Annotated in this window: 16 protein-coding genes; 6 read left to right on the top strand and 10 right to left on the bottom strand. The window is 44.5% G+C overall.

Going from position 1 to position 18227, the window contains the following annotated elements:
- Positions 1-222 precede the first annotated feature (222 nt).
- The gene (locus VN429_RS06185) at positions 223-1467 is read left to right on the top strand and encodes an IS110 family RNA-guided transposase (protein ID WP_325630996.1); all 1245 of its coding nucleotides are present in this window, start codon (positions 223-225) and stop codon (positions 1465-1467) included.
- Positions 1468-1732: 265 nt separating this feature from the next.
- Here the strand turns inward: VN429_RS06185 and VN429_RS06180 are convergent, their stop codons facing one another.
- The 3 genes from VN429_RS06180 to VN429_RS06170 all read right to left on the bottom strand — a co-directional run bounded on the left by VN429_RS06180 (position 1733) and on the right by VN429_RS06170 (position 7922).
- Positions 1733-2179, bottom strand: a complete 447-nt coding sequence (locus tag VN429_RS06180; RefSeq protein ID WP_325630994.1) for an META domain-containing protein — start codon at positions 2177-2179, stop codon at positions 1733-1735.
- 15 nt (positions 2180-2194) lie between these two features.
- The gene (locus tag VN429_RS06175) at positions 2195-4495 is read right to left on the bottom strand and encodes a S9 family peptidase (RefSeq protein ID WP_325630992.1); all 2301 of its coding nucleotides are present in this window, start codon (positions 4493-4495) and stop codon (positions 2195-2197) included.
- 79 nt (positions 4496-4574) lie between these two features.
- Complete coding sequence (locus tag VN429_RS06170) at positions 4575-7922, bottom strand: methyl-accepting chemotaxis protein (protein WP_325630990.1); 3348 nt, start codon at positions 7920-7922, stop codon at positions 4575-4577.
- Positions 7923-8091: 169 nt separating this feature from the next.
- On the opposite strand from VN429_RS06170, the gene ercA reads away from it, so the two are divergent.
- Together ercA and VN429_RS06160 are read left to right on the top strand one after the other, a co-directional pair.
- Positions 8092-9255 (top strand): alcohol dehydrogenase-like regulatory protein ErcA, encoded by a 1164-nt coding sequence (ercA, locus tag VN429_RS06165; RefSeq protein ID WP_325630988.1) that lies wholly within the window; start codon positions 8092-8094, stop codon positions 9253-9255.
- Positions 9239-10093, top strand: a complete 855-nt coding sequence (locus VN429_RS06160) for a PAS domain-containing protein (RefSeq protein WP_325630985.1) — start codon at positions 9239-9241, stop codon at positions 10091-10093. Before ercA ends, VN429_RS06160 begins: the two co-directional genes overlap by 17 nt.
- On the opposite strand, the gene VN429_RS06155 is transcribed toward VN429_RS06160, so the two are convergent.
- The 3 genes from VN429_RS06155 to VN429_RS06145 form a co-directional block, all read right to left on the bottom strand.
- Complete coding sequence (locus VN429_RS06155; protein ID WP_325630983.1) at positions 10090-10527, bottom strand: HEPN domain-containing protein; 438 nt, start codon at positions 10525-10527, stop codon at positions 10090-10092. The two genes, VN429_RS06160 and VN429_RS06155, sit on opposite strands and share 4 nt — an antisense overlap.
- Before the next feature lie 187 nt (positions 10528-10714).
- Positions 10715-11383 carry a hypothetical protein gene (locus VN429_RS06150; RefSeq protein WP_325630981.1) on the bottom strand — a complete coding sequence of 223 codons (669 nt, stop codon included), beginning with the start codon at positions 11381-11383 and terminating at the stop codon, positions 10715-10717.
- A gap of 74 nt (positions 11384-11457) precedes the next feature.
- Positions 11458-12942 (bottom strand): flippase, encoded by a 1485-nt coding sequence (locus VN429_RS06145; RefSeq protein ID WP_325630979.1) that lies wholly within the window; start codon positions 12940-12942, stop codon positions 11458-11460.
- A gap of 133 nt (positions 12943-13075) precedes the next feature.
- On the opposite strand from VN429_RS06145, the gene VN429_RS06140 reads away from it, so the two are divergent.
- Positions 13076-13645 (top strand): hypothetical protein, encoded by a 570-nt coding sequence (locus VN429_RS06140; RefSeq protein ID WP_325630977.1) that lies wholly within the window; start codon positions 13076-13078, stop codon positions 13643-13645.
- A gap of 104 nt (positions 13646-13749) precedes the next feature.
- Positions 13750-14184 carry an NUDIX domain-containing protein gene (locus tag VN429_RS06135; protein ID WP_325630975.1) on the top strand — a complete coding sequence of 145 codons (435 nt, stop codon included), beginning with the start codon at positions 13750-13752 and terminating at the stop codon, positions 14182-14184.
- 28 nt (positions 14185-14212) lie between these two features.
- Here the strand turns inward: VN429_RS06135 and VN429_RS06130 are convergent, their stop codons facing one another.
- From VN429_RS06130 to VN429_RS06115, 4 genes are all read right to left on the bottom strand, one after another.
- Positions 14213-14848: an NAD(P)H-dependent oxidoreductase gene (locus tag VN429_RS06130; protein ID WP_325630973.1), complete on the bottom strand. Its 636-nt coding sequence runs from the start codon at positions 14846-14848 to the stop codon at positions 14213-14215.
- Positions 14849-14859: 11 nt separating this feature from the next.
- The gene (locus VN429_RS06125) at positions 14860-15147 is read right to left on the bottom strand and encodes a phosphatase domain-containing protein (RefSeq protein ID WP_325630998.1); all 288 of its coding nucleotides are present in this window, start codon (positions 15145-15147) and stop codon (positions 14860-14862) included.
- 199 nt (positions 15148-15346) lie between these two features.
- Positions 15347-15796 (bottom strand): hypothetical protein, encoded by a 450-nt coding sequence (locus VN429_RS06120; protein WP_325630971.1) that lies wholly within the window; start codon positions 15794-15796, stop codon positions 15347-15349.
- Positions 15793-17268, bottom strand: coding sequence for an MDR family MFS transporter (locus tag VN429_RS06115; protein WP_325630969.1), 1476 nt, complete (start codon positions 17266-17268; stop codon positions 15793-15795). Before VN429_RS06115 ends, VN429_RS06120 begins: the two co-directional genes overlap by 4 nt.
- 158 nt (positions 17269-17426) lie before the next feature.
- On the opposite strand from VN429_RS06115, the gene VN429_RS06110 reads away from it, so the two are divergent.
- On the top strand, positions 17427-18026 hold the full coding sequence (locus tag VN429_RS06110; RefSeq protein WP_325630967.1) for a TetR/AcrR family transcriptional regulator: 600 nt from the start codon (positions 17427-17429) through the stop codon (positions 18024-18026).
- Positions 18027-18227 lie beyond the last annotated feature (201 nt).

Here is an 18227-nt window from a genome sequence, read left to right as displayed (position 1 = left end):
CAAAAAAACGGTATGATGTAGCCATCAGGCTCCCCTGATGAAAAACGGTTAAGTAATCAGGTATGAGTGGATAATGGGCAGAGCAGGCTGTTCTAATTTTAGGATTATATCCTGGGAAAAAAACTAACCGTTAAATTGCTCTCGCAGGCTACCGTGCGACGTAGATCGCGGATGACAAATTGGCCTGTAAGGCAATTCATCTGCCCATCACCTCTGATATTTATGACCGAACAGATACAAGTAGCCGCTGGTCTTGACCTTCACAAGTCCTTCATCGTGGCAACTATTCTGACATTAACCGGTGATAAGTTGGTCAACCGGTTTGATAGAACACAATCAGGTCTCATTGCACTCAAAAACTGGATAATCTCCTATAATGTGGAGGCTGTTGGTTGCGAATCAACAAGTGACTACTGGGTTAGAATCTTCGATCTTCTTAACCCAATTTGTAAGGTAATTGTGGGGAATGCCCGAGATATGAAAGCACTCTCTCACAAAAAGACAGACAAGATCGATTCAGAATTCATTGCACTTATTACTCTGAAGGATATGATTCATCCATCCCGAATTTTTCCTAAAGAGCATCGAGAATTCCGTTCAACTATTAGGTTGAGGCACAAACTCGTTCAAAAACGCTCTTCAATTAAGAATGAGATCCATCATATTCTCGATTCAGAGCTGTTCCGCTTGTCTTCAGTTTTAACAGACATATTTGGGAAGTCAGGTGCCCTGATCATGAAGGGGATTCTTAACGATATGCAAGTAGATGAAATTCTATCTCTACTACCTTCTTCTGTTCTCAAAAAGGAAGAGGTGTTGCGAGAGGTTTTAACGACAACATTATCGGAAGGGGCTCTAACACGTCTTGCATCCTGTCTTCGTCTCATCAAAACACTGAATCAGGAAATCACTGAATTGACCTATATCTCAACAAATTACGCTTTAATCAATTTTCCCAGGGAGTATGAGATACTCAAGTCAGTTCCTGGTATTGGAGACATTACTACAGTTACACTTCTTGCCGAGATAGGTGATGTTAAAGACTTCTCATCAGGCGATAAATTAGCAAGTTGGCTTGGAATTGTTCCGAGAGTATACCAATCCGCTGATAAACTGTATACGGGGTCAATTACGAAACGGGGATCCAGAGTGGCAAGATGGATTCTTATTCAGGCAGCTCATGCAGCAGTTAAGGCTCGGGATAATGATTTGAAAACGTTCTATCTCGGAAAAAAGGATGTTATTGGTAATGGGAAAGCTATCGTCAGTGTTGCTAGAAAGATGGTGATCATTATCTGGCACCTTCTGGTTAATGATGAGATATACAAAGATAATCAGTACCGAATTGTTAAGCCTACAAAGAAAGTCTACGTGAAGGTTCCAAGAAAGACTTCGATTGAAGAGGTTTTAAAAATATTGCGAGAAGCAGCTGTTATTCTTCAAGAACCAGATCCAGAAAATGGTTGACCCGGTACTGAGAGACCGGGTTTTTCATGACAAACTGCTGAGGAAGCAGTTTCTTCGGCTGCTGCAACAGAAGAGACATCTGCTGCACTTGATCAGATTGCCAGGTCAGTCTCAATTGTAGCACAGGCAACAGACCAGATAAATTTAGAGATGGGAAGATTCAAGGTGTAACAATCACCTTCCCTGGATCTGATATCTTCTCTATTTCCTTATTTAAGGTGGTTTTCACAAAACTGATCCATGGTATCAGATATTCTGCTATGAATCAGACTTGTGCAATATAGGAGACTAGAAGTTCCTCATCATCATCAAACAATGAAAGCCGGGATTCATTAACCTGGTATAGAGCCACGTGTTTAAGATCCTGAAGATATTCATCCTCCTGAGCCTTCACTGAAGGTGAACAGACATTCTGCGTAACCGTAGAACTGGGAATGAGTATAGCCCCACCGGCTGCAGTGTACTGAGTGGCATACTCATTACATCCCATTTTACCGGTGAGATTCTCCTGCAAGAACATTGCTGAAATCGGGGCATCAGGAAGAGGTGAAATCAACTCACCATTCCCGTTCCTGTACTGTTCAACAATCCAGGTTCCATCCGGGGATGAGATCGGTTCTTTGCCCTCAATAACCGGGGTGAAACTAAAAAGGAGGATGAACCCCAGAATAAAATATATCCGGGACTTTGAGTACTTTAAACGATTAATCATAATATTATTCCAATTTTACAGATTATCCACAAAGTACCTCATCATTTTTCGAAGGTAGTAGGGATCATAGTTCAGATCATGATTTTTATTTGTGAACACGAACATATCAAAGGTTTTGTTGGATTTTTCCAGAGCATCAGCGAGTTGCATGGTCATTGCAGGATGAACATTATCATCCATATCACCAGTTAAGAGGAGAAGCTTGCCAGTCAGATTCGCTGCCTTTTTGGATGTGACCTGCTCCAGGTACCGATCACTTACAGGGAATCCCTCATACTTTTCTCCCCAGAATGACCCATAAAGACGACAATCCTGATCGCCAGAGGCAGCAACTCCCACTTTAAAAAAATCAGGATATGTAAGCATTGCTTGAGCGGTCATGAATCCTCCTGCAGACTTCCCGTACATACCTACTCTGCTGATATCCATCCATGAATACCGGGTTGCCAGATCCTTAAGACCCGCAATATGATCAGCAAGTCCACAATCACTCAGGTTTGCATAACTCATATCATGGAATGCTTTTGAGCGGTACGCAGTTCCTAGCCCGTCCATGGTGACAACTACATATCCAAGTTCTGCAAGCATCTGACTTGTCCAGAAGATCTTTGAGTTCCATCCTGAGTCAGATGGATACTGAGTTGCGGTCACAATCGTATACGGACCGGGATATACAATATCCACAACTGGGTATTTTCTAGTCTTATCAAAGTCAGTGGGCCTGAAGACGAGACCATAGAGATCTGTCACACCATCACGTGCTTTAAATGTTACCCGCTCTGGCGAAACCCATCCTTTGCTTTTCAGATCTGAATCATCCGCAGCACCCAGATGCATCAGAAGAGTCCTGTCTATTGATTTGAGATCGGCAACTGTTGGAAGATCTGTCCGGGAATATGATTCGACAAAACTACTCAAATCAGGTGATAGTGTAATCTCGTGGTCAGCATTACCGGGAGTCAGAAGCGTGAGACCAGATCCATCCAGACTGGCCCGGTAGAGGTACTTATAATACGGGTTTCCGATTTCCTTTCCACTGGCAGTGAAATAAACCGTGGAAGTATTCTCATCGACTGCAAGCAGATCACGAACCACCCAGGGTCCCGAAGTAATCTGGTTTTTCAGGGTACCATTTGCATCATACCGGTAGAGATGACCCCATCCATCACGTTCAGAAAACCAGATGATATCACCTGATTTTTCTAGTATAGCAAAATTTGGTTTTGAAGCATACTGGAGATTTGCTTCCCGGTATGTCTCTCCGGTCTCATTCAGTACCTCATGGACATCACCAGTTATAGGATTCTCCTTGAGAAGGCGGAGAGTCTTCTCACCTCTCTCGAGATACAGGGTATACATCTCATCCCCGATACTGTTCCATCTGGATAATTCGTCCTGGTCTGTATCCATCATGGTAGTTTCAGGTTGAGAAGTCCAGTGCATCGGAACTACCTGTCGTGTACTGATATTAATGGTTACAGGCTCATATTCAGGGACGGATGTATCACCGGGAGTAGCAAATTTGTATGAGTATAGGATCGGTTTAACTGAACCATTCTCCGGGACATTTTGAACCAGATAATACTGGCTGACATTCCGCTGATCGACTTTAAAGGTGCGAATCTTTGTTGAATCCGGTGACCAGACAAGGTACGGAATTGGAGAAGAGTTTAACCTCGCTTCGGTGACCGTGTATCTCACGGTATCAGAGCGTTTGGCGTAAAAATAATCAGGTACACCATCTGTTGTAAGTTGAGATGAGACTCCGGTCATAGTATCGTAGAGGGCAAGATTGCTCTCATTGATATAGGCGATATAATGTTGATCTGGTGATGGAAGCCCTGCACGAACAGCAGCAGGAAGCGTAATGTCAGAGAGGTGATACACTGAGAGATCACATGACCATGATGCTCCAAATGCATCAAACCTGATAGAATTAAGATCTGGTGAAAGTGCAATATTTGTTATCGGAAGATGAGCGGGATCGATCTCTTTTCCACTCACGTTAGAAAGGGATGCAACCAGCCGGTCAGTATCCAATAGTCGTGTCCTGGAATTTTGTGAGGTATTTACAAGGAAAAACATGGTCGTCTGTTTTCCGGCATCCATGTACCAGAAAGAATCATTTCGAACCCATGAGGGGTTTAAATTTGCATGGTAGATATGTGAAACAGCGTTATCTGGATAAAACAACTCTGCCATGTTGATCTCTTCAGGAGTCGGGCGATTTGTATCACGTGCCTGAACAGGCGTAAAGATAAGTATAGCAATAGTGATGAGAGTAAGAAGATGAAACCAGAATGAACGACTGAACATAGAGTAAGGAGGGATTATCAGGAGAAAAATATAGTGATTTAGGATAGCCCAAAGAGCTCAACCTAAAGCGGGAGAGTGATCAGACCTTGAACTTTGACATCTCACGCGATACAGAATCTGCAATGCCACTCACATTGCTGACAATCTTGCTGATCTGTTCAATTGATGCTGATGCTTCTTCTGTTGCAGCAGCAGCGTCCCCTGCGTCTTTTGTCGTGCTCTGGATAAGTCCAGAGACCTCATGAATACTTGCCGTAACTTCTTCAACTGAGGCGGCCTGTTCCTCTGAAGATGAAGCTACATCAGTTGCATTTCTGGTGATCTCATCGATCGATACGACAATCTGGTTAAATGAACCAAGTGTTTGAGCGAGTGAAGCACTTCCCTGCTCAACAGCACTCCCTGCCTTACCCATGGCGTCGTTTGCTTTGCGGGCCTTATCCTGGAGTGTTGAGATCATATCTGCAATATTCTCTGCAGACTGGCGTGAATCCTGGGCAAGAGACTTAACTTCCGCAGCTACAACAGCAAATCCGCGACCTGCTTCTCCGGCCCTTGCAGCCTCGATTGCTGCATTAAGGGCGAGGAGATTAGTCTGATTTGCAATATCAGATATCAATCGGACGATCTTTCCGATCTCTTCCATCTGTCTGTTAATTTCAGTAACAATCTGACCTACCTCTTCAGAAGAACGCCTTATCTCCTGCATTGCGCCTTCTGATTGCTCGGCAAGTGCAACCCCTTTCTTGGAGAAATCGTTTGCAAGCGTCGCCGTGGTTGAAACCTGTTCTGCCCGGCGTGACACCTCCCCTACTGTGAGGTTGAGATCCTCCATCGCTTTGAGAACCTGAACAATCCCATCCTCACCTGAAGCTGCGTTTGAACTGACACTCCCTGCATTCCTGGCAATCTGCTGGGCACCCTCTGATACTTCTTCAATACTTGCAGTTGCCTCCTCCGCATTTGAAGCCAGGTCAAGGAGTTGATTATTTATCATAGCGACTGCACCGGCAATCTGGGAACCAATATTATTGAGTGCATCCCTGAAATCGATCCATTCACCTTGGACATTCAGGTTGGGATCCATCCGGGCTTTGAAGTTATATTCAGAGTACTCTTTCGAAACCCGTAGTGCCTCTTTCACCGGAACGATCACACTGTCCAGAGTGGAGTTGACACCTTCAACAATCTTCCTGAAGTTCCCAAGATGCTTGCCTGTATCTGCACGAACCTCCAGTTTCCCTGCAACAGCAGCAGCTGAAAGAGCCTGGATATCAGATACAAGCATCTCCAGAGTCTTTTTTAGGTTCAACAGATTTTCATCGATAGCAACAAAAGATTCGTGAGCTTCAGCAGTATAGGCATCTGCTTTCGTTATTTCCATATTCAGATTGAGTTCCCCGGCGGAGAGAGATTGCAGATTTGTGGTAACCCGGGTGACTTCAGTTTTTAGGAATGCGATTAAGCTGACCTGTTCACTGAGATCCTGAACTGTCTCAACATACCCGACAGTTTCACCTTTTGCGTCAAGAACCGGAGCAGTTGTCTGTTTACAGGAGGCACCATGCCAGTCAAAATATGTCTCATCGTTACCGGTTGTGCGAAGCTTGTGGATACCACAATCATTTGTACCACAGATGTTTGCATTCGCAGTACGACACGGCATACCATATGCAGACTCGCGATCTTTAATCTCCTTGTTATCAACGAGAAGTTTTTCAAACGCTTTGTTCATGTACTTCCATTTCATATCATTGTCAGTGACATGAACCGGATACGGGACAGCATCGAGAATCGATTGATAATAAGCTATCTGATTCATCTGTTCAGTCAGATCCTGAACAGTCTCAACAAAACCGACGCGGTTTCCTTTGGCATCAAGCACCGGGGCGGTCGTCTGTTTGCAGGATGCTCCAAGCCAGTCAAAATACGTTTCATTCTTACCTGACGTTAGAAGCTGGTTGATACCACATTCATTTGTGCCACAGATGTTTGCATTTGCAGTGCGACATGGCATGCCATATGCAGATTCACGGTTTTTTATGACCTTATTCTCAACCAGAAGAGTCTCAAACGACTTATTCAGGTACGTCCATTTCATGTCATTATCAGTAACATGAATCGGGTAGGGAACCGCATCAAGGATTGATTGATAATATGCGATCTGATTCATCTGCTCTGTGAGGTCATGAACCACCTCGACATAACCAACAGTCTGGCCTTTTGCATCAAGCACCGGGGCGGTCGTCTGTTTGCAGGATGCTCCAAGCCAGTCAAAATACGTTTCATTTTTACCAGTAGTCTGAAGTTGATGAATGCCACATTCTTCTGAACCGCAGATATTTGCATTCGCGGTGCGGCAAGGCATGCCATATGCGGATTCACGGTTTTTGATGACCTTGTTTTCAATGAGAAGTTTTTCAAATGACTTGTTGAGGTACGTCCACTTCATATCAGTGTCAGTGACATGAATCGGATACGGAACTGCATCCAGGATTGACTGATAATATGCTATCTGGTTCATCTGTTCTGTTAGATCATGAACCACCTCGACATAACCGACAGTCTTCCCCTTGGCATCAAGCACCGGAGCTGTCGTCTGCTTGCAGGATGCTCCAAGCCAGTCAAAATACGTTTCATTTTTACCAGATGTCTGGAGCTGGTGAATACCGCATTCTTCAGAACCGCAGATATTTGCATTCGCAGTACGGCACGGCATGCCATATGCAGATTCACGGTTTTTGATGACCTTATTCTCAATAAGAAGTTTCTCAAACGACTTATTCAGATATGTCCACTTCATGTCAATGTCAGTAACATGAATCGGATACGGAACTGCATCAAGAATCGACTGGTAGTAGGCAATCTGATCCATCTGCTCTGTAAGATCATAGACAACTTCCACATACCCAACCTTGTTTCCGTCTGCATCAAGCACAGGAGCAGTTGTCTGCTTGCAGGATGCCCCAAGCCAGTCAAAATAGGTCTCGTTTTTACCAGTAGTCTGAAGTTGATGAATGCCACATTCTTCAGAACCGCAGATATTTGCATTCGCAGTACGGCACGGCATGCCATACGCAGATTCACGATTTTTGATAACCTTATTCTCGATAAGAAGTTTTTCAAACGACTGATTCATGTACGTCCATTTCATGTCATTGTCTGTGACATGGATCGGATATGGAACCGCATCCAGAATTGAACGATATTCTGCGACCTGATGCTCTAGTGTGCTTGTTCGTTCAACAAGTTCAGCAAATAGAGCATGAAGAGCAGCATCCTGATCAGGATCGAGAGCAGAAAAATGAGGAACTGCTGAAGCAGAGGTTACCTTTCCTGCTTTTACCTGATCATGAAACTGAGAGATTTCAGATACTAATAGCCCATCTTCTATTAGTACTGTTTTTGAGTCACTTTGATATTCCATCCTTTCCACCTGCAAACGTTCCGAATTATTTTGATTTTGATGTACGATGATTTAATGATTTCATCAAAAAAGAGCGATGGATGCCGGTGAATATCAGATTAAAGAGTTGCACTTATATGGTCATGAGTCAACCATATCTTCTAAGGTAAGGGTAAAGGATGGGGTGAGGATGGCTGACATCAGACATGAACTGAGAAAGTTTGTAGCCCCTGAATTTATAATCGGTGAAGATGCCAGATTACTCGCAGGAAGATACGCAAAAAATTACAGCGTATCCCATGTGATGGTGGTAACCGATGATCACATGCTCAAAACCGGATGGATCTCCTCGATCCTTGAAAGTCTTACTGTAGAAGGAATCAGATATACAATATTTTCAGATGTACTTCCTAACCCCAGGGACTATGAAGTCATGAAAGGGGCAGACCTCTATCGCAAATCCGGGTGTGATGCTCTCGTTGCTATCGGGGGAGGAAGTCCGATCGATTGTGCAAAAGGGATAGGCATAGTAGTCAACAACCATTCCCACATTCTGGACTATGAAGGGGTAGACAACATTCCAGTATCATCTCCACCCCTCATCTGTATTCCAACCACTGCAGGATCAGCTGCAGATGTTTCACAGTTTGCCGTAATCAATGACAGCAGGAAAAAAGTAAAAATAACCATAATTAGCAAGAAAATTGTCCCAGACATCTCGTTAATCGATCCGGTTCCGCTCACAACCCTCCCAAAGGAGCTTACTGCCCATACCGGGATGGATGCTATCGTCCACAGTATTGAGGCGTATGTCTCAAATGCCAGTTCACCGGTGACCGATATCCATGCTCTTGAATCTATCAGGATTATGAGCACATATCTCCCGCTTGCATACCAGAATCCTGAAAACCTGCATTACCGGTACCAGACTCTTCTCGGTAGTCTTCTTGCTGGTCTGGCATTTTCCAATGCAAGTCTTGGGATTGTACATGCCATGGCCCATAGCCTTGGAGGGGAGTATGATCTCCCCCATGGAGAATGCAATGCTCTCTTGTTAGAAAGTGCAATTGAGTTTAACTTTTCAGCCTGTCCGGAGCGGTACCTGAGTATCGGAAGAACTCTTGGAGTTGAGTACCAATCTTTAGATACTGAACAATGCAAAAGAGAATTGATCCAGGCTCTAACAAAACTGAGGGAGTCTGTTGGGATTGTTCAGCGGTTCAGACAGATTGGAGTCTCCAGGGATAGTATCCCAGAGCTTGCCAGAAATGCAATCCATGATCCCTGTCTTGCAACAAACCCAAGAGAACCAGATATCAGGGATATTGAACAGATTTATGCCAGAGCACTTTGAAAAAGTTCCAGATTGGAAGAACCAACGACAGAAGATCATCGGGCTCGGCGAGTCATCAGTCAGGAAGAACTACTTTCCAGAGTTGCAGGAGAGACTAATCGAACTTGAGAACGTAAATCAGGCCCTCAAGGAGAGAACTAGGGACCTTGAATCTCTAAACGCAGAACTGCTCGCAGAAGTCCAGGAGCGGAGATCTATGGAAGAGGCTCTTAGAGAGAGTGAAGAGCGGTTTCGTGCTGTCTTTGAGAATGCAAATGATGCCATTTATCTCTATGATTTTATCCCTGATATGTTCCCGGTTCCTTTTCTCAACGTAAACAGAAAAGCATACGAACTCCTTGGGTATACCTATGATGAAATGCTCTGCCTGACACCCTGGGACATTCTTGCTGAAAATTGCTGGAATAAATACAGAGAACAGGTTATTGAAGTTTACGAAAACGGCCATGCGATGTATGAAGTAATCCACATAACAAGAACAGGCGAGAAGATACCCATGGAAGTAAGTTCACACCTCTTTACCTTCAGGGGGAGAAAATTACTCCTCTCTATCGCTCGTGACATCTCTGACCGGAAGAAAAATGAACAAAAAATGCGGGAGGCAATTAGTCAGATTGATATGAATATGGGCACTCTAGCAACACTTAATGATAAGATCCGCAACCCTCTGACTATAATTGATATCCTGTCTGAAGAGATAGAACCTCAGAGGAGAGAACAGATATATGAACAGATTCTTGCAATAGACAAAATAATTGATGAACTGGATAAAGGATGGATTGAATCAGAAAAGGTGAGAAACTATCTGAGAAGACATCATGATCTATATGTATATTAATACGGATCTACAGGGATCAGACCTCTGACCGCTTCACGTATAGCTTTAGCAGACTCTATGATCCATTTTGATGACGGCTCACTATAAACACCATCATAAAGTGCCTGGTTATACAAATGCTTCGCTTCACGAAACCCGGCAAGAAGTGCAGGATCTAGGGCTCCTTCCTCAACATAGAGGGCATCAAGAGCTTCACGAAGGCAGGATTCACTTTTCTCCTGGTACCCTTTTACCATGATGAGTGATCGATAGGAATGATACATAGAGGAGTAAGCTGTGATAATTGCCCATTTACAGTCATGATGTGTGTCTGCCCTTTGTGAGGCAGTAAGATCCCGGTCTGCTTCAGACAACTCTAGAAGGATGTAATCCCAATCTGGCATCACCGGGACAATTCTGCCGTTCAAAAGACAATTTTCAAACCGTTCTCTCATGGTATCACATTAGGATATCAGAAGACTGCAGAAGGAAGGATGCAGCTGATAGATCCCATTTATCTTATCCATCAATAAGTGATTCGATCTGTTCCCCAGGGGATATCTGTGTTAATAAAACCAGGAATACTGGTAAAAACAAATACAAGCCAGAAAAGATGAGAAATATTGGGCAGGATTTTTTTATTCAGGTCTGGTTTATCTGGACCTGCCTGACATGTTCACTGAGAAAAGTCCTGATCCTTTTGTCAGAAATGTCTGCACGGTCTGACGCCATTATACCGGCTTCAAAGAATGAGGTTGCTGATGCCTTGTCTGATGCCAAATAACGGGCTGCACCATCCTTGAAGTTTTTGGCAACCTGTTCAGTTTGATCAATATAGTCATAATAATTCAGCCTGACAAAGTCCATCTTTGTAGGAACATCTGAAAGTTCACTGTTTCGCCTGACCATAAGGGCATATTCATTTGCTTTCTGTTGTACCCTGGCAATATCGCCGGACCGATAGGTCAGGATAAGACCCTCCTTACCTGACTGGAGGTTATCCAAAGAGAGAATGATAGAATCCCGAAACCCAACCAGGGGATCCTGGGTCCAGTCCGGCATAACCGTTCGAACAGGGGAGATTGATGGCACGGGAGAAGGGTTCTTAATATCCGGAATCGTGCCAGATGAGGCCATTGGAACAGGAGTTTCTGGTGCATTGACATGAACCGGCTCCACAGGAGTTAAGGTTGAAGCAGGAGTTTGAGAAGAATTAGAAGCTGGCGAGATTGGTGAAGGTTCTGACGTACATCCGGCTAAGAAAATCAGGCATACCAGAATGACAATACAATACAGGACCTTCGGAGTCATGTTCTATTGTCTTATTTCAATAGAAGATATGAGTGCCGATTAACAGGAAAAACAGCAGGCAGGAGAAAAGAATTTCACAGCCATTCGGGGAGGACGATTCCCATCTCCTGTATCATCCTGCGAAGTGCCGAGTCAATACCATGTTCAAGTCTGATCAGAGTCAGGAGATAGATCCCACCTCCGACTCCAACTGCTGCAGCAACCACTTCTACAGTTGTGGGAGGGATCAATGCGACAAAACATACAACACAGACTACCATAATTCCGGTTGCAAGAGAGATTGATCGAAGTGCTCTGAAATCAGGAGTCAACCGGATATGGGGTTTTAAGAACTTATATGCACAGCAGGCATGAACAATAACAGTGATAAGAATTGCAGCGGCAGCACCGGTTATGCCAAACCCGGGAATGAGGATCAGGTTCAGAGGTATGTTTACCACAGATGCTATCAGAGCAGCCATTGCCCCAGCCCGGGGTATTCCAAGAGCACCCAGGGCCATGGACCAGAGATAGACAAAAACATATGCAACTTGGGTAATCAGAAGGAGGATCAATACAGGCCAGGCTGCCTCGTAGGGTGAACCATAGAGGAAATAGAGGAGACGGCCTCCCAGATATGAGCCACCAATGCACACAGGTAAAGCCAGAAGAAGTGAGTATGACAGGGCACTTGCAAGATATGCAGAGATCAAATCTCTTCTGCCTTCATTATTCCAGGCAACAAACTTAGGATAGAGTATAGTCTGAAGTGCCAGGGCAGAAAAAAGTGAGAACGAAGCCAGTTGGAGGGGGATTCTATACAGCCCAACCTCGCTTGTGGAGGCAAAATACCCGAGCAGGATAGTATCAATATTCCCGTACAGAACCATTCCACCAGATGCAAGAAGCGACCAGAACGAAAACCGGATCAGATTCTCTGCAGCCTTTGCGTTGAACAAGACGGGCCTGAACCTGCAGAGTGGAACAAGGTAGATGAGGCCGGCAACGAGACCGGCCACAACTCCTCCAGCAAGACCGGCAACTCCGAACCCTGCTACAACTGCCAGGGTCTGGACGATAATTCGGATAAGGTTATTTACCAGGGTGCTAATCTGCAAAAAACCAGCCCTGCCTGTACCGTATACCCATGTTCCTACAATATCAGAGAGTGATGTGACAGCAACCGCTCCAAGTAGCCAGGGAAAGAGTCCGGTTACTGAAAGATCATACAAGAGTGGTGCAAAAAGAACCAGAACAAAAAGTGAGACTACAAGTAGGAGAATCCGCAGGGCAAGGTATGCAGAAAAGTACTCTTCACGCTGTTTTACAGGACTCATATAGGCGATTGCTGCCCCACCAAGCCCACCGCTGCTAATAAGGCTGAATATTCCCAGATACGAGAGGAAGAGAAAGAGCCCTCCGGGAACAGAGGGTGATCCGGTGAGATGGGTGATGGCCATCGTGGAGAGAAATCCAAGGACCATTACTGCAACGCTCGTCCCAAAGTGGAGAAAACTCTGGCGCTGTACATCGCCTACCCGCATCAGCCTTGCAGTAAAATCTGATAGGAACGAGAACATACTGTATGTATTGATTGAGTTTCGTGGGGATAAGGGCTGAGGCTAGACTGCACTTTTCTGATATTAGTAAACTGATAGCACATTAATTTCCAAGAAACCTTATCCCCATACACGGTAAACCTGACCGGATAATATGATCAACCGTACCGCATTGCTGCTCATCCTCGGTCTCTGTGCAGTCTGTTTACTGCCACTGCAGGCATCTGCTCTTCCGATGGTTGGATTTTCCCTCAAACCATCACCGGCTTCCGGACCTTATCAAGACAAGGACTTTTTGGAACAGGCAAATAAGACAATATATGGCCTCTCAAACAAGACCCTGCCAACCGGAACGGCTCTGACAGATCTCAGGACCGTCCAGGGAAAGATTTCAAAAATGAATATCAGTCCTTCCCTTTATAGCAATGCAACCGACATCAATGCATTTATTTACTATACATGGAAATCAGGAGATGAGTATGAAGATGCATCAAGTCTTGGAGATAGTTTCTATTCTCCTGTAACCTCTGACAGTTCCTTGTATGACGATGCAAACGAGTACTATGAAGCAGCTAAAACAACCTGGGACCGGATAAAGTCAAGATATCCAGGAGCTACTCTCTATACTATGCCAAAACCGTCAACTGTAATAGCAGATACGGGATCCTATGACCCCTACACCCATGGTTCAACTAATAAGGGTGCTCGTTCAGGACTCTGGTAACGGCATTAGTTTCATCTCTGAACTGAAACCATTTCTTTATTCTTTTTTGGGAAGTCACCTACGCAAACACAATGATTATCCCTGACTGGAGGTGACCTTGTAGTATGGCACCGAAAGCATTCGCTCTTTCAGTCAGGATCGTTCTTTTTGATCAACAAGGGCATATACTCGTACTGAAACGCTCACAATCATCAAAGACCAATCCAGGGAAATGGGAACTTCCAGGAGGAAAAATTGATGACGCGGAAACCTTTGACGCGGCTTTAAAGCGTGAAGTTCTTGAAGAAACCGGATTTCAGGTAGTGATTCATACCGCTGCAGGAACTGCCATGCAGGAGACTGATGAATGGAGAGTTGTTCACCTGGTGATGATCGGATCTATGGTAAGCGGAGGACTGGCCATAAGCAGTGAGCATGAAGAATACCGCTGGGCATCTCCTCTTGAACTTGGAGGCCTTGATAAGGCTGACTACTTTGATGAGTATTATAAAATGTATCTGCAGGCAATCCCTGCTGCACCCGAGAAAAAAGAAGATTAATTTCTCCAGGCCATTTCAGGACCCTCCCCTACCCCTCATTCTTCAGCGGTATGACATCTCCCTGATCCTGGGAGTGTGAAAAAATGTGGACAGCAAGATCGCCCATCTCCCGAATCCATGCATCACGTTGCTCAACTGTACTGGTCACAACAATACGGAGAATTCGGCGATGAAATTCTGTGACACCACACAGACCAAAGACGCAGTCACGCCAGATACGCTCAAGTGGATCACCAAAGACCAGATTCTCCCTTTCTTCTCTGGTATTTGAGGTATTGATCACAAGGACTGCCCGAGCTTTGAGCAGCCCTTCAGGCACACCTTCGCCACTATCATTTTCAACAAAGCGATAGGCAACACCGGGCCTGATAATTCGATCAATCCACCCGGTGAGGATCGCAGGAGGCTGACCCCACCAATTAGGGTGAACAATGACAATTCCTTCTGCCTGAACAAGTTCAGAACAATGCCTTTCTACCACCGGATCAAGAGAAACATCACGCGGGATCTCATGTGCAGGAAGGATCGGATCAAAGGCTTCAGCGTACAGATCATGAAAGATGACATCATGACCCTTCTTCGATAGTGCCAGCCTTACCGCCTGGGCAATGGAATAATTTAAACTTGAGATATCCGGATGGGCAAGGATGAGAAGGATTCGCATTACTCAGATTTTCAGGTCTCTTCTATTTCGTTCTTCTTCTGAAGTTCATCTGCACACCAGTCAATGAGGACCTGCTGGCTTATCCCTTCTGGCTCGGCATCTGCCATTCGCACAGCAGCAGCCCCGTCCTGACGACTCATCCCGAGGGCCATAACAATAACCATGGCAAAGGTTCCGGTTCTTCCGATACCAGCCCCACAATGAGCGAGAACTGCATCTCCGGCGAAGATATTCTTCGCCATAAGCTGGGAAAGAAAGAGAAATCCATCCCGATCATCTGGAACTCCAAAATCAGGAATCGGGAAATGATGAAACAGTCAGGGGTGTTTTCCAGTTGATATTGTCGAGTAATAATCTGGCGATTTTTCAATTACTTCCTTTATTGGAGTCAGGCAGACCACATGACGAATTGAAAGTCTCAAGAGGTGTGCATCAAATTCAGTAATTGACTCGTTTCTACCTGGCATGGCAGTCAGATATAGTCTGCCAGGTATATCTTCAGGAAGGGGAACTCTGCGAAATATGTTTATCACGCTCTGAAATAGTCGTTTCCAGTGAGATCCATGAGCCAGTCATGATGATAAGGCTTGCCAATCCGAATGTCGTGAAACCTAACCAAACAGGCAGGTAAAAAGTCCCCCAGGCTGCAAGTTCAACAAGATAAAGCAGGAAGAAAGGAACAGAACCCAGTACTCCGGCAAAAACAAATAACGACCTGCGATAGTATCCGTACGCTGCAATCAGGTATGTTACACCAGAAAAAAAACAGATTACCGATTTCAAAAAGATCATCAGCATTCCACTTTCAGGATACAGATCGCTGTGAATACGAAGTGCAAGGTCAGGATCGAAAAGTGCAGGTAAGCTTGCTACAAATATCAAACCGTTTAAAATGAGGAGAGCCAGAAAAAGGGGCCTTATCAATAAGTGAAGATGTTTTCCAGTCATGAACTCATCTCTTTCAAAGAAGGCCCATCTTGTTCAATGGCGGTCCGTGGAGCCAGCCTTACATCTTCAAGAAGCCATGTTGCAGAAAATGCAATTACTACGAGAATCAGGCATACGCCAAATACAAGAGCAATCGCATGTGTTAAAACATCAGGTGAAACGGTAGTGATATCAATCGAACCTTTCGAGGTCTCAAGAGCACCGTACATGATAACCCCCAGAAGAGGGGTTATTATAGTAGCCCCCATGTTCCGGGAAAATTGTAGTGACGATGTGATAACTCCAATCTCTTTTTGAGTAAAGGCGTTTTGTGCTGCAATTGAGAGGAGTGGATGCATAATTCCAGAACCATACCCAAGAAGGATGGAACCTACAACAATCACCTCAAATGACGTATCCGGCTTTAACAGGGCAAAGATCGCAGTAGATATTCCAATTAGAACAAAACCAGATAAGGCCAGATTACGGTACCGCCTGGTCCGTGAGATCATCTGACCAGTAATGACCGCTGCAAGAATCATAGAAAGTACCATAGGAGTAATTACAAGCCCGGCGGTACTTGCACCGGTTTTCAGGACATCCTGCATAAAAAGAGGAAGGTAGATAATCGCCACATAAAATAAGGCATTTGAAAGAAATGCCATTGTCATTGTAATCGAATAGACGCGATTTTTAAACATCCGGATTGCTATGATAGGTTCTGACGCCCCAAGTTGTGTCCTGATAAAGATACCTGATAAAATCAGTGCTGCAATAAGCATTCCGATGATCTCATATGAAGTCCAGCTGTAGAAAGAACCCGCAAGGGATAGTGCAAGAAAAAGCGGAATCATCGCAGATGTAAATGTAATGATCCCTGCATAATCAATGGGACGAGAATGAGCTACCGGTGGGAGATCAGGAAACCAGGCTTTGATCATGATAAGTGATATCATACCGAGGGGCAAATTCAGAAAGAATACCCATTGCCATCCAACAGTTTCAGTGATGATCCCCCCAAGGGCAGGGCCGATAATACTGGCAATTCCATAGACCGATGCTAAAATACCCATGTACTTCCCTCTCTGCCAGATTGGGAAGAGCTCTGCAACCATGATGAACGATACAGTCATGAGTATGCCACCTCCAATTCCCTGTATTGTCCTGAAAAGGATAAGGGTAATCATATCAGGTGAGATACCAGAACCAATCGACCCGACCAGAAATATCAGGATTCCGGTAATGAATACAGGTTTTCTTCCGAAAATATCAGATAATTTTCCAAAAATGACGATAGCTAATGTTGATGCGAGCAGATACACGGTAAATGGCCAGACATAGAGATCCATTCCATTGAGTTGATGTCCGATTGTTGGCATCACAGTGCTTACAATAGTCCCGTCGAGAGCAGCAAGTAAAAGCCCAAGCATCACTCCTGCCATGAGAGCTGGAATACGCGTAGGTATTGTGTTTACAGGAAGTGCTTCAGGCATTATCTGGCCTCCAGAGTAAAATAATTAAATGAATCTCATCAGAAACAGATTCAATACTCATAAGTATGAATCAGGTCTTATTATTATTAATAATTACCAATGAGTAAGTTTTAAGACGAACCATTAAGCAATCCCAAATCTTATACTGTATTTGGACTATGCCAAAGGTAATCCCTGAATATAGAGAAGAAGCAAAAAAGAAGATCATTTCAGCCGGATTTGAGATGATGTCACAAAAAGGGTACTGCGCAACTACTCTTGATGATATCGCTGGCCACGTCGGAGTAAGTAAGACGACCCTGTACTTATACTTTCCAAACAAGGAAGATTTGGTTGTTGAGATTGTCAGGAGTGTCCATGCTGAAATCGAGAAACAGGCAATTGAATTTTTTAAAACAGAACCTGTTCTTGATGCATATCTTCATGTTCTGGACATCATCATGGGCAGGGACTTAAACCGGATCGGTTTCACTCATGACATCCTGGCTCTTTCAGCACGTAATCCAACAATCAGAACGATTCATCAGGATCATATGAACAAGATTATCGAAAAAGCCACATTAGGGATCACGTGTCAGCAGAAAAGAGGTGAAGCACGAACCAATGCTGATCCACGTACGATTGCACTTGCTTTGGTTTCACTCATGAGCGGACTGAGTAGCCTGGCTCTGAAAGGTATTGAGACTGAAGAGATCAGACAGCGGTTCTATGAAACCGGAAAAATTATACTGGGTCTATCAGATATCAATAGAGATTAGTGATTCTTCAATATTCTCAATCCGCAATCACCATATTATCAGATGACAGAGAAAGGCGTATGCCAGCCGACTTGTTTGTCCGTGGCATCGTTTCCGACTATCCTGAACTTTTCTTCGCAAGCACACCTCCCCCTGATTGGGAATAGTAACCACATTACCATTCTGACTAGCCAGTGTGTGGCCCTTATCGGGAGATGAAAC

The sequence above is a fragment of the Methanospirillum sp. genome, from assembly GCF_035560735.1.
Classification (GTDB): domain Archaea; phylum Halobacteriota; class Methanomicrobia; order Methanomicrobiales; family Methanospirillaceae; genus Methanospirillum.
Note: the sequence above shows the minus strand (reverse complement) of the source record. Positions and strands in the feature narration are given on the sequence as shown.